11 protein-coding genes are annotated in these 12,585 nt (G+C 49.9%); 10 read left to right on the top strand and 1 reads right to left on the bottom strand.

All coding sequences use genetic code 11. From position 1 onward, the window contains the following. The first annotated feature begins 148 nt into the window (after nucleotides 1–148). The gene (setB, locus tag BGE37_RS03800; RefSeq protein WP_000551973.1) at nucleotides 149–1,330 is read left to right on the top strand and encodes a sugar efflux transporter SetB; all 1,182 of its coding nucleotides are present in this window, start codon (nucleotides 149–151) and stop codon (nucleotides 1,328–1,330) included. Here setB and BGE37_RS03795 read toward each other — a convergent pair. Continuing rightward, entirely contained in the window at nucleotides 1,327–1,581 is a 255-nt protein-coding gene (locus tag BGE37_RS03795; protein WP_000389030.1) for a YkgJ family cysteine cluster protein, read from the bottom strand. The genes setB and BGE37_RS03795 overlap by 4 nt on opposite strands. A 154-nt stretch (nucleotides 1,582–1,735) precedes the next feature. Here BGE37_RS03795 and yeiP point away from each other — a divergent pair, with 154 nt between their 5' ends. The 9 genes from yeiP to BGE37_RS03750 all read left to right on the top strand — a co-directional run bounded on the left by yeiP (nucleotide 1,736) and on the right by BGE37_RS03750 (nucleotide 12,584). Continuing rightward, nucleotides 1,736–2,308: an elongation factor P-like protein YeiP gene (yeiP, locus tag BGE37_RS03790; RefSeq protein WP_001136827.1), complete on the top strand. Its 573-nt coding sequence runs from the start codon at nucleotides 1,736–1,738 to the stop codon at nucleotides 2,306–2,308. 221 nt (nucleotides 2,309–2,529) lie between these two features. After that, on the top strand, nucleotides 2,530–3,996 hold the full coding sequence (locus BGE37_RS03785) for a mannitol dehydrogenase family protein (RefSeq protein ID WP_105287791.1): 1,467 nt from the start codon (nucleotides 2,530–2,532) through the stop codon (nucleotides 3,994–3,996). 117 nt (nucleotides 3,997–4,113) lie between these two features. Then, nucleotides 4,114–5,100 (top strand): zinc-binding GTPase YeiR, encoded by a 987-nt coding sequence (yeiR, locus tag BGE37_RS03780; RefSeq protein WP_000198812.1) that lies wholly within the window; start codon nucleotides 4,114–4,116, stop codon nucleotides 5,098–5,100. Nucleotides 5,101–5,138: 38 nt separating this feature from the next. Further along, nucleotides 5,139–5,843 (top strand): Kdo(2)-lipid A phosphotransferase, encoded by a 705-nt coding sequence (gene lpxT / locus BGE37_RS03775; protein ID WP_032184623.1) that lies wholly within the window; start codon nucleotides 5,139–5,141, stop codon nucleotides 5,841–5,843. A gap of 421 nt (nucleotides 5,844–6,264) precedes the next feature. Then, a complete protein-coding gene (mepS, locus tag BGE37_RS03770; RefSeq protein WP_000241011.1) occupies nucleotides 6,265–6,831 on the top strand; it encodes a bifunctional murein DD-endopeptidase/murein LD-carboxypeptidase in 567 nt (188 codons plus the stop codon). Nucleotides 6,832–7,011: 180 nt separating this feature from the next. Beyond that, nucleotides 7,012–8,568 (top strand): cyclic di-GMP phosphodiesterase, encoded by a 1,557-nt coding sequence (locus BGE37_RS03765; RefSeq protein ID WP_000470612.1) that lies wholly within the window; start codon nucleotides 7,012–7,014, stop codon nucleotides 8,566–8,568. An 81-nt stretch (nucleotides 8,569–8,649) separates the two neighbouring features. Beyond that, entirely contained in the window at nucleotides 8,650–10,464 is a 1,815-nt protein-coding gene (locus tag BGE37_RS03760) for an extracellular solute-binding protein (RefSeq protein WP_032184625.1), read from the top strand. After that, nucleotides 10,465–11,559 (top strand): microcin C ABC transporter permease YejB, encoded by a 1,095-nt coding sequence (locus tag BGE37_RS03755; RefSeq protein ID WP_000501604.1) that lies wholly within the window; start codon nucleotides 10,465–10,467, stop codon nucleotides 11,557–11,559. Continuing rightward, a complete protein-coding gene (locus tag BGE37_RS03750; RefSeq protein ID WP_032184626.1) occupies nucleotides 11,559–12,584 on the top strand; it encodes an ABC transporter permease in 1,026 nt (341 codons plus the stop codon). The genes BGE37_RS03755 and BGE37_RS03750 overlap by 1 nt, the downstream gene beginning before the upstream one ends. The last annotated feature ends 1 nt before the right edge of the window (nucleotide 12,585 follow it).

Raw genomic sequence — 12,585 nt, 5'->3', positions numbered from 1 at the left:
CAGCAATTTCATTTCAGCAGCGTCAGCAGCAAATCAGCAACAGTGAAATGGCATTTTGATTATTCGTGGCGCTTTTGATTTCGCTGTCTGTTTATTTTCTAACAAGCAGCGTAAACTCCGCGTCTTCCTCTTCCAGTGATCGACCAGCATGCATAACTCCCCCGCAGTCTCCAGCGCGAAATCGTTTGACCTGACCTCGACGGCGTTTTTAATCGTTGCCTTTCTCACCGGTATTGCGGGCGCTCTGCAAACCCCGACACTCAGTATTTTCCTTACCGATGAAGTACATGCCCGTCCGGCGATGGTGGGATTCTTCTTTACCGGCAGCGCTGTCATTGGGATTCTGGTCAGTCAGTTTCTCGCCGGGCGCTCTGATAAGCGCGGCGATCGCAAATCGCTGATTGTCTTTTGCTGCCTGTTAGGCGTGCTGGCCTGCACCCTTTTTGCCTGGAATCGCAACTACTTTGTTTTGCTATTCGTTGGCGTCTTTCTTAGCAGCTTTGGCTCGACCGCTAACCCGCAAATGTTTGCCCTTGCACGTGAACATGCCGACAAAACCGGACGTGAGGCGGTGATGTTCAGCTCTTTTTTACGCGCTCAGGTTTCACTGGCATGGGTCATTGGCCCGCCGCTGGCTTATGCCTTAGCGATGGGTTTCAGCTTTACGGTAATGTATCTGAGCGCAGCGGTAGCGTTTATTGTTTGCGGCGTGATGGTGTGGCTGTTTTTACCGTCGATGCAAAAAGAGCTTCCGTTGGCGACCGGCACGGTTGAAGCGCCGCGCCGTAACCGTCGCGATACGCTGCTGCTGTTTGTCATTTGTACATTGATGTGGGGCTCGAACAGCCTGTACATCATCAACATGCCGCTATTTATTATCAACGAACTGCATCTTCCCGAGAAACTGGCAGGCGTGATGATGGGGACCGCCGCCGGGCTGGAAATCCCGACCATGTTGATTGCCGGATATTTTGCCAAACGTCTGGGTAAGCGTTTCTTAATGCGCGTTGCTGCCGTGGGTGGCGTCTGTTTTTACGCAGGAATGCTGATGGCGCATTCACCTGCCATTCTGTTGGGCTTGCAGCTGCTAAATGCTATTTTTATTGGCATTCTGGGCGGCATCGGGATGCTCTATTTTCAGGATTTGATGCCCGGTCAGGCAGGTTCAGCCACCACGCTCTATACCAACACGTCGCGCGTGGGCTGGATCATCGCAGGATCTGTGGCGGGCATCGTCGCCGAGATCTGGAATTATCACGCTGTGTTCTGGTTTGCGATGGTGATGATTATCGCCACTCTGTTTTGCTTACTGCGGATTAAAGATGTTTAAGGCGCGGTCAGCATTTCCAGATCGATAAGCCAGGTCATTGCCTGCTGACGCGAGTTACCGCACATTTCAGCGCTGGCTTGTAAGCCTGCACAGACTTTCGGCCGCAGTGGCGAGGTGAAAATTTTACAGCGTTGCTGTTCATCAAGCTGAATGCAGGGCGTATTGGCGGGCTTGCCATCTGGCATACCGGGAATAGGGCTGGAAATTGAAGGGGCAGTGCAACACGCCCCGCAACCCGGACGGCATTCCATACGTTGTTCTCTTAAGGTTAACCACCGGATTGATGAGCGCGCACAGTACCACCTTTTTTGCACCAGCAAAAGTGCGAATACCACTTGCCCGAAGGGCCCGTCGCGAGTACTTTGTCGCGATATTTTTGACATTTTCGACTACAGGAATTTTTCGATGCCAAGAGCGAACGAAATTAAAAAAGGTATGGTACTGAATTACAACGGCAAACTGCTGCTGGTTAAGGACATTGATATTCAGTCGCCCACTGCCCGCGGTGCCGCTACGCTGTACAAAATGCGTTTTTCTGATGTCCGTACCGGGCTGAAAGTAGAAGAGCGTTTCAAAGGAGATGATATCGTTGACACCGTGACGCTGACCCGCCGTTACGTTGACTTCTCCTATGTCGATGGCAACGAATATGTCTTTATGGATAAAGAAGACTATACCCCGTATACCTTCACCAAAGATCAGATTGAAGAAGAGTTGCTATTTATGCCTGAGGGCGGCATGCCGGACATGCAGGTGCTGACCTGGGACGGTCAACTGCTGGCGCTTGAGCTGCCGCAGACCGTTGATCTGGAAATCGTTGAAACCGCACCAGGCATCAAAGGGGCATCTGCCAGCGCCCGTAACAAACCGGCGACATTGAGCACTGGTCTGGTGATTCAGGTACCAGAATACTTAAGCCCGGGCGAAAAAATTCGTATCCATATCGAAGAACGCCGTTATATGGGTCGTGCTGACTAACTTCAGCCGCATGCAGAAAAGGGATAGCTCAGGCTGTCCTTTTTTAATTTATTATACCAATCTTCTATTTTGCGCTTCCTGAATATAGTTCTCCCGTAATATTCACCAGTTCATTGATCGCCCTCACACTTCATCGCATTAACAATCCAGACCAATTTCAATTTCTGTCATATAACTTTACACTGTCATTGTTAATAAATCGTTACTAAGACGTGACTTCTATGAATACAATCGCCTCCGCTACGCTCCCGCCTCAGGTACACGCTCCACGCTACGATCGCCAGCAGTTGCAATCACGTATCGTTCATTTTGGCTTCGGAGCCTTTCACCGCGCACATCAGGCGTTACTGACCGATCGTGTGCTGAATGCCCAGGGCGGCGACTGGGGGATCTGTGAGATCAGCTTGTTCAGCGGCGATCAACTGATGAGCCAGCTCCGCGCACAGAACCATTTATATACCGTGCTGGAGAAAGGTGCGGACGGCAATCAGGCGATAATTGTCGGTGCCGTTCACGAATGCCTGAATGCAAAACTGGATTCCTTAGCGGCAATTATTGAGAAATTTTGCGAGCCACAGGTGGCAATTGTTTCCCTGACGATTACCGAAAAAGGCTATTGTATTGACCCGGCCACCGGTGCACTCGACACCAGCAATCCGCGGATTATTCACGATCTTCAAAATCCTGAAGAACCTCACTCCGCGCCGGGTATTCTCGTCGAAGCACTGAAACGACGCCGTGAACGCGGCCTTGCACCGTTTACCGTACTCTCCTGCGACAATATTCCCGACAATGGCCATGTGGTGAAAAACGCGGTGCAGGGGATGGCGGAAAAACGTTCACCAGAACTCGCCGGGTGGATAAAAGAACACGTCAGTTTTCCGGGAACCATGGTCGACCGTATTGTTCCGGCAGCAACCGACGAATCACTGGCGGAAATCAGCCAACATCTGGGGGTGAATGATCCCTGCGCGATTAGCTGCGAACCGTTTATCCAGTGGGTGGTGGAAGATAACTTCGTTGCAGGGCGTCCAGCCTGGGAAGTCGCCGGTGTACAAATGGTGAATGATGTTCTGCCATGGGAAGAGATGAAACTGCGTATGCTTAATGGTAGCCACTCTTTTCTCGCTTATCTGGGTTACCTCTCAGGATTCGCGCACATCAGTGATTGCATGCAGGATCGCGCATTTCGCCATGCCGCCAGAGCATTAATGCTGGATGAGCAAGCGCCGACACTGCGAATTAAAGATGTCGATTTAACACAATATGCGGATAAGTTAATTGCACGTTTTGCTAACCCGGCGCTGAAACATAAGACCTGGCAAATCGCAATGGATGGTAGCCAGAAATTACCGCAACGTATGCTGGCAGGTATTCGCATACATCTGGCGCGCGAAACGGACTGGTCGTTGCTGGCATTAGGCGTTGCAGGCTGGATGCGTTACGTCAGCGGCGTTGATGATGCCGGAAATGCCATTGATGTTCGCGATCCGCTTAGCGATAAAATTTGCGAACTTGTTGCGGGCAGTAGGAGTGAACAACGCGTAACCGCCCTGCTTTCTCTGCGTGAAGTTTTCGGTGATGATCTGCCAGATACCCCGCATTTTGTGCAGGCTATCGAACAAGCCTGGCAACAAATCGCACAATTCGGCGCGCATCAGGCGCTATTAAACACCCTCAAAATTTAACGATTTCTGCGGTTAAAGCGGATGAAGCTCGCCTTCGTCCGCTCTCCCCTTCTCTTTTCTGCCTTTTTTAGCCAGGATTAACGCTCAGTTAACTTTTAAGAGTATTGCGGAGCCGTTGTGACCAGGACCAACCTCATCACCGGTTTTCTCGGCAGCGGGAAAACTACGTCGATTCTTCATCTGTTAGCCCATAAAGATCCCAACGAAAAATGGGCGGTACTGGTTAATGAATTTGGGGAAGTCGGAATTGATGGTGCTTTGCTCGCCGATAGCGGCGCATTGTTGAAAGAGATCCCCGGCGGCTGTATGTGCTGCGTTAATGGTTTACCCATGCAGGTAGGGTTGAATACCTTACTGCGTCAGGGAAAACCAGACCGCTTGTTGATAGAGCCGACCGGGCTGGGCCATCCGAAACAGATCCTCGATCTCTTAACCGCGCCCGTGTATGAACCGTGGATAGATCTGCGCGCCACGTTGTGCATTCTCGATCCACGCCTGCTGCTGGACGAAAAAAGCGCCAGCAATGAAAACTTCCGTGACCAGTTGGCTGCCGCAGACATTATTGTCGCCAATAAATCCGACCGTGCGACGCCCGAAAGTGAGCAAGCGCTACAGCGCTGGTGGCAGCAAAATGGTGGCGATCGGCAATTAATTCACAGCGAGCATGGGAAAATTGACGGTCATCTTCTGGATTTGCCACGTCGCAATTTAGCCGAGTTGCCCGCCAGCGCGGCGCATTCTCATCAGCATAGCGTGAAAAAAGGATTAGCAGCGTTAAGCCTGCCAGAGCATCAACGCTGGCGTCGCAGTCTGAACAGTGGACAAGGGCATCAGGCCTGTGGCTGGATATTCGACGCTGATACGGTATTCGACACCATTGGCATTCTGGAATGGGCGCGACTTGCACCGGTGGAACGCGTCAAAGGCGTGATGCGTATTCCCGAAGGGCTGGTGCGAATCAACCGTCAGGGCGATGACCTGCACATTGAAACGCAAAACGTTGCGCCACCGGACAGTCGTATTGAGCTGATTTCCAGCAGCGAAGCTGACTGGAATGCTTTGCAGAGCGCGCTGTTGAAGCTTCGTTTAGCGACTACCGCGTAAGGTTGCCTGCGTTTTTCAGTAAGATAATTAGAGAAAATATGATTAAAAATTTGCCGCAAATAGTGTTGTTGAATATTGTCGGCCTCGCGCTGTTTCTTTCCTGGTATATTCCCGTTAATCATGGATTCTGGTTGCCGATTGATGCGGATATTTTTTATTTTTTTAATCAGAAACTGGTCGAAAGTAAGGCCTTTTTGTGGCTGGTTGCATTGACCAACAATCGCGCTTTCGACGGTTGTTCACTGCTGGCGATGGGAATGTTGATGCTGAGTTTCTGGCTGAAAGAAAACGCCCCAGGCCGACGACGTATCGTGATTATTGGCCTCGTCATGCTATTAACTGCAGTGGTCTTAAACCAACTGGGACAGGCATTAATTCCTGTAAAACGGGCCAGCCCAACATTAACTTTTGCCAATATTAACCGCGTCAGCGAACTGCTCCCTATCCCCACGAAAGATGCCTCACGAGACAGCTTTCCCGGCGATCACGGCATGATGTTGCTTATTTTTTCGGCATTCATGTGGCGTTATTTCGGCAAAGTCGCAGGCCTTATCGCCCTTATTATTTTTGTGGTTTTTGCATTTCCCAGAGTAATGATTGGTGCACACTGGTTTACTGACATCATTGTTGGTTCGATGACCGTGATATTGATTGGTTTGCCCTGGATGTTGCTGACGCCATTAAGTGATCGATTAATCACCTTTTTTGACAAATCACTACCGGGAAAAAACAAACATTTCTAAAACAAATAACTCACGGTAATTAACATCATCAGGTTTATTTTTATAGTAAGGATATTCCTGATGATGTGCGCCTTTGCTTTCTTTCATCGAACACAAAAATCATTCCCTAAGTAAATGAATGGATTGTATGCGTTTCACTCAATCGTACTTTAATTGACCAATCCCGCTTATTAACTTTCTGTATCACTTTTTCTTATAAAAAATCATGTAAAACCACTCGCCAAGACCGCACCAATCGGGTAATCTCGAACTCGTTTTGCCTCGGCGGTAGATTATCCTCACAGCATATAATTTTGTGCGTTAGTCCACAGATTTGGCCTTAAGGAATTGTTTCAACATGCCCAGGTAATTAGTCTCGTGTCGCTTGGCATTTTTTTATAACGATATTTGTCGTTAAGGACTTCAAGGGAAAACAAACAACATGGTCAAATCTCAACCGATTTTGAGATATATCTTGCGCGGGATCCCCGCGATTGCAGTAGCGGTTCTGCTTTCTGCATGTAGTGCAAATAACACCGCAAAGAATATGCATCCTGAGACACGTGCAGTGGGTAGTGAAACATCATCACTGCAAGCTTCTCAGGATGAATTTGAAAACCTGGTTCGTAATGTCGACGTAAAATCGCGAATTATGGATCAGTATGCTGACTGGAAAGGCGTACGCTATCGTCTGGGCGGCAGCACTAAAAAAGGTATCGATTGTTCTGGTTTCGTACAGCGTACATTCCGTGAGCAATTTGGCTTAGAACTTCCGCGTTCGACTTACGAACAGCAGGAAATGGGTAAATCTGTTTCCCGCAGTAATTTGCGTACGGGTGATTTAGTTCTGTTCCGCGCCGGTTCAACGGGACGCCATGTCGGTATTTATATCGGCAACAATCAGTTTGTCCATGCTTCCACCAGCAGTGGTGTTATTATTTCCAGCATGAATGAACCGTACTGGAAGAAGCGTTACAACGAAGCACGCCGGGTTCTCAGCCGCAGCTAATAAACCGTTTGGATGCAATCCCTTGGCTATCCTGACGAGTTAACTGAAAGCACTGCTTAAGCAGTGCTTTTTTGTTTTCATTCATCAGAGAAAATGATGTTTCCGCGTCTTGATCCAGGCTATAGTCCGGTCATTGTTATCTTTTAAATGTTGTCGTAATTTCAGGAAATTAACGGAATCATGTTCATACGCGCTCCCAATTCTGGACGTAAGCTTATGCTTACCTGCATCGTTGCAGGCGTGATGATTGCGATACTGGTGAGCTGCCTTCAGTTTTTAGTGGCCTGGCATAAGCACGAAGTCAAATACGACACACTGATTACCGACGTACAAAAGTATCTCGATACCTATTTTGCCGACCTGAAATCCACTACTGACCGGCTCCAGCCGCTGACCTTAGATACTTGTCAGCAAGCTAACCCCGAACTGACTGCCCGCGCGGCGTTTAGTATGAATGTCCGTACGTTTGTGCTGGTAAAAGATAAAAAAACATTCTGTTCATCTGCGACCGGTGAGATGGACATTCCACTCAATGAATTGATTCCGGCGCTCGACATTAATAAAAACGTCGATATGGCGATCTTACCCGGCACGCCGATGGTGCCGAACAAACCCGCAATCGTCATCTGGTATCGCAACCCTTTGCTGAAAAATAGCGGCGTGTTTGCCGCTCTGAATCTCAACCTGACGCCTTCTCTCTTTTATAGTTCACGGCAGGAAGATTACGATGGCGTCGCCCTCATTATTGGCAATACTGCGCTATCTACCTTTTCTTCACGTTTGATGAACGTTAATGAATTAACCGACATGCCGGTCCGTGAAACTAAAATTGCGGGCATTCCTCTGACCGTTCGGCTTTATGCGGATGACTGGACATGGAACGATGTGTGGTACGCATTTTTACTGGGCGGCATGAGTGGAACAATGGTTGGACTTCTCTGCTATTACCTGATGAGCGTGCGTATGCGACCGGGCAGAGAAATCATGACCGCCATCAAGCGCGAACAATTTTACGTGGTATATCAACCGGTGGTTGATACACAAGCTTTGCGGGTAACAGGCCTGGAAGTACTACTACGCTGGCGGCATCCTGTAGCGGGAGAAATTCCCCCGGATGCCTTCATCAACTTTGCCGAATCGCAAAAGATGATTGTGCCGCTGACTCAGCACCTGTTTGAGTTGATTGCCCGTGATGCCGCAGAATTAGAAAAAGTACTGCCGGTAGGCGTCAAATTTGGCATTAACATTGCGCCGGACCATCTGCATAGCGAAAGCTTTAAAGCTGATATCCAAAAATTGCTCACTTCCCTGCCCGCACATCATTTCCAGATTGTGCTGGAAATTACCGAGCGCGATATGTTGAAAGAGCAAGAAGCCACGCAACTCTTCGCCTGGCTGCATTCAGTCGGCGTTGAAATTGCTATTGATGACTTTGGCACCGGGCACAGCGCGCTTATCTATCTTGAGCGTTTTACGCTCGATTATCTGAAAATTGATCGTGGATTTATCAACGCCATCGGTACGGAAACGATCACTTCACCCGTACTTGACGCGGTGCTGACGCTGGCGAAACGTCTCAATATGCTGACGGTTGCTGAAGGGGTTGAAACGCCGGAACAGGCGCGATGGCTAAGCGAACGCGGCGTTAATTTCATGCAAGGCTACTGGATCAGTCGCCCATTACCGCTGGACGATTTTGTCCGCTGGCTTAAGAAACCGTATACGCCGCAGTGGTAAGGCGTGCTTACGTCCCTTATTATTCATAGTGAAAGCATGCCGGTTTGCGGCTAATGATGAGTAAAAGGAAATCTGTTGCAGATGATTGTGCGCATACTGCTGCTGTTTATCGCTCTGTTCACCTTTGGTGTGCAGGCGCAGGCTATCAAGGAAAGCTATGCCTTTGCGGTACTGGGCGAACCCCGGTACGCGTTTAATTTCAACCATTTTGATTATGTGAACCCCGCCGCGCCAAAAGGTGGGCAGATAACGTTGTCAGCCCTCGGCACCTTCGATAATTTCAACCGTTATGCACTGCGCGGCAACCCGGGCGCACGCACCGAGCAGTTGTACGACACGCTATTTACTACTTCCGATGACGAGCCAGGTAGTTATTATCCGCTGATTGCCGAAAGTGCGCGCTATGCTGACGATTATTCCTGGGTGGAGGTCGCAATTAATCCGCGCGCCCGTTTTCATGATGGTTCCCCCATTACTGCCCGCGATGTCGAATTCACCTTTCAAAAATTTATGACCGAAGGCGTACCGCAATTTCGTCTGGTCTACAAAGGCACCACCGTCAAAGCCATTGCACCATTAACCGTGCGTATTGAGTTAGCGAAACCCGGCAAAGAAGATATGCTGAGTCTGTTTTCGCTGCCGGTATTTCCAGAAAAGTACTGGAAGAATCACAAACTTAGCGATCCGCTCGCCACGCCTCCGCTTGCCAGTGGTCCGTACCGAATTACGTCCTGGAAAATGGGGCAAAATATTGTCTATTCCCGCGTGAAAGATTACTGGGCAGCAAACTTACCGGTAAACCGTGGACGCTGGAATTTCGACACCATTCGCTACGATTACTACCTCGATGATAATGTCGCCTTTGAAGCGTTTAAAGCCGGTGCTTTTGATTTACGTTTGGAAAACGACGCCAAAAACTGGGCCACGCGCTATACCGGTAAAAATTTCGATAAGAAATACATCATCAAAGATGAGCAAAAGAACGAATCAGCCCAGGATACGCGCTGGCTGGCGTTTAATATCCAACGTCCGGTATTCAGCGATCGCCGGGTCCGGGAAGCGATCACTCTCGCCTTTGACTTTGAATGGATGAACAAGGCGTTGTTTTACAATGCCTGGAGTCGCACGAACAGTTATTTTCAGAATACCGAATACGCAGCCAGAAATTACCCCGACGCCGCGGAGCTGGTTCTTCTGGCACCAATGAAAAAAGATCTTCCGCCAGAAGTCTTCACACAAATCTACCAGCCGCCGGTATCGAAAGGCGATGGCTACGATCGTGACAACCTGTTAAAAGCCGACAAACTTCTCAATGAAGCGGGCTGGGTGCTGAAGGGTCAGCAACGCGTTAATGCCACAACGGGTCAGCCTCTCAGCTTTGAATTATTGCTTCCCGCAAGCAGCAATAGTCAGTGGGTATTACCGTTCCAGCACAGCCTGCAACGGCTGGGTATCAACATGGACATTCGCAAGGTGGATAACTCGCAAATCACCAACCGCATGCGCAGTCGCGACTATGACATGATGCCGCGCGTATGGCGGGCGATGCCGTGGCCCAGTTCCGATTTACAGATTTCCTGGTCATCGGAATATATCAACTCCACTTATAATGCCCCCGGCGTGCAAAGTCCGGTTATCGACTCGCTGATCAACCAAATTATTGCCGCGCAGGGAAATAAAGAAAAATTACTGCCGTTGGGGCGAGCACTGGATCGCGTATTAACGTGGAATTATTACATGCTGCCAATGTGGTATATGGCGGAAGACCGTCTCGCCTGGTGGGATAAATTCTCTCAACCCGCAGTGCGCCCTGTTTACAGCCTGGGTATCGATACCTGGTGGTATGACGTTAATAAAGCGACGAAACTGCCGTCAGCCAGACAACAGGGAGAGTAGATGGGCGCTTATCTGATTCGCCGTCTGTTGCTGGTGATCCCAACGTTATGGGCGATTATCACTATCAACTTTTTCATCGTGCAAATTGCGCCTGGCGGTCCGGTCGACCAGGCCATCGCCGCCATTGAGTTTGGTAATGCCGGAGTATTACCCGGCGCAGGCGGTGAAGGTGTTCGCGCCAGCCATGCGCAAACGGGCGTCGGCAATATCAGCGACAGTAATTACCGTGGCGGACGCGGATTAGATCCAGAAGTGATCGCCGAGATCACTCATCGCTACGGTTTCGATAAGCCGATCCACGAACGTTACTTCAAAATGCTCTGGGACTACATCCGCTTTGATTTTGGCGATAGCCTGTTTCGCAGCGCCTCGGTGCTGACGCTGATTAAAGACAGTCTGCCGGTTTCCATCACCCTCGGATTGTGGAGCACGCTGATTATCTATCTGGTGTCGATTCCGTTAGGCATTCGCAAAGCTGTTTATAATGGTAGCCGCTTTGACGTCTGGAGTAGCGCATTTATCATCATCGGCTACGCCATTCCTGCCTTTTTGTTTGCCATCCTGCTGATTGTCTTCTTCGCGGGCGGCAGCTATTTCGACCTGTTCCCTCTGCGCGGCCTGGTTTCCGCTAACTTTGATTCGCTGCCGTGGTATCAGAAAATCACCGATTATCTGTGGCATATCACGCTGCCGGTGCTGGCGACGGTGATTGGCGGCTTTGCGGCGCTGACCATGCTGACAAAAAACTCATTCCTTGATGAAGTGCGCAAGCAATACGTGGTGACCGCCCGTGCGAAAGGGGTAAGTGAAAAAAATATTCTCTGGAAACATGTGTTCCGCAACGCCATGCTGCTGGTGATTGCCGGTTTTCCGGCGACGTTTATCAGCATGTTTTTTACCGGCTCGCTGCTGATTGAGGTGATGTTTTCACTCAATGGTCTTGGCTTATTGGGCTACGAAGCGACCGTCTCGCGCGATTATCCTGTAATGTTTGGTACCTTGTATATTTTCACCCTGATTGGCCTGCTGCTGAATATTGTCAGTGATATCAGCTATACGCTGGTCGATCCGCGTATAGATTTTGAGGGACGTTAATGTCGCGACTCAGCCCCGTCAATCAGGCCCGTTGGGCGCGTTTTCGTCATAACCGTCGCGGCTACTGGTCGTTATGGGTTTTCCTCGTCTTATTTGGTTTGAGTTTGTGTTCTGAACTTATCGCCAACGATAAACCGTTGCTGGTACGTTATGACGGCAGTTGGTATTTCCCGTTGTTGAAAAACTACAGCGAAAGCGATTTTGGCGGCCCGCTGGCAAGCCAGGCTGATTATCAGGACCCGTGGCTGAAACAGCGGTTGGAAGATAAAGGCTGGGTACTGTGGGCACCGATTCGCTTTGGTGCTACCAGTATCAACTTTGCTACCGATAAGCCCTTCCCTTCTCCACCCTCCCGGCAAAACTGGCTGGGAACGGATGCCAATGGCGGCGATGTGCTGGCGCGCATTCTCTATGGCACGCGGATCTCAGTTCTGTTTGGCCTGATGCTGACCCTCTGCTCCAGCGTGATGGGCGTGTTGGCGGGGGCGCTACAAGGCTATTACGGCGGTAAAGTCGATCTCTGGGGGCAACGTTTTATTGAAGTATGGTCGGGGATGCCGACGCTGTTTTTGATTATTTTACTTTCCAGCGTCGTACAGCCTAACTTCTGGTGGCTGTTGGCAATTACCGTCTTGTTTGGCTGGATGAGTCTGGTCGGCGTGGTGCGGGCGGAGTTTTTACGTACCCGTAATTTCGACTACATCCGTGCGGCGCAGGCGCTTGGCGTCAGCGATCGCAGTATCATCCTGCGTCATATGTTGCCAAATGCCATGGTCGCTACCCTCACCTTTTTACCGTTTATTTTATGTAGTTCAATAACCACCCTAACCTCACTCGATTTCCTCGGCTTCGGTCTGCCGCTCGGTTCACCGTCACTCGGCGAACTGCTGTTACAAGGGAAAAATAACCTTCAGGCCCCGTGGCTTGGGATCACCGCCTTCTTGTCGGTGGCGATATTGTTGTCTTTGCTGATCTTTATTGGTGAAGCCGTCCGCGACGCATTTGATCCTAATAAGGCGGTGTAGC

Source organism: Escherichia sp. MOD1-EC6300 (assembly GCF_002965045.1).
Classification (GTDB): domain Bacteria; phylum Pseudomonadota; class Gammaproteobacteria; order Enterobacterales; family Enterobacteriaceae; genus Escherichia; species Escherichia coli_F.
The sequence above is the reverse complement of the archived record's forward strand: the minus strand, read 5'-3'. Positions and strand labels throughout refer to the sequence as shown.

Coding starts and splice junctions, on each gene's coding strand:
- setB (WP_000551973.1), top strand. CDS start 149: ATGCATAACTCCCCCGCAGTCTCCAGCGCGAAATCGTTTGACCTGACC.
- BGE37_RS03795 (WP_000389030.1), bottom strand. CDS start 1,581: ATGGAATGCCGTCCGGGTTGCGGGGCGTGTTGCACTGCCCCTTCAATT.
- yeiP (WP_001136827.1), top strand. CDS start 1,736: ATGCCAAGAGCGAACGAAATTAAAAAAGGTATGGTACTGAATTACAAC.
- BGE37_RS03785 (WP_105287791.1), top strand. CDS start 2,530: ATGAATACAATCGCCTCCGCTACGCTCCCGCCTCAGGTACACGCTCCA.
- lpxT (WP_032184623.1), top strand. CDS start 5,139: ATGATTAAAAATTTGCCGCAAATAGTGTTGTTGAATATTGTCGGCCTC.
- mepS (WP_000241011.1), top strand. CDS start 6,265: ATGGTCAAATCTCAACCGATTTTGAGATATATCTTGCGCGGGATCCCC.
- BGE37_RS03765 (WP_000470612.1), top strand. CDS start 7,012: ATGTTCATACGCGCTCCCAATTCTGGACGTAAGCTTATGCTTACCTGC.
- BGE37_RS03760 (WP_032184625.1), top strand. CDS start 8,650: ATGATTGTGCGCATACTGCTGCTGTTTATCGCTCTGTTCACCTTTGGT.
- BGE37_RS03755 (WP_000501604.1), top strand. CDS start 10,465: ATGGGCGCTTATCTGATTCGCCGTCTGTTGCTGGTGATCCCAACGTTA.
- BGE37_RS03750 (WP_032184626.1), top strand. CDS start 11,559: ATGTCGCGACTCAGCCCCGTCAATCAGGCCCGTTGGGCGCGTTTTCGT.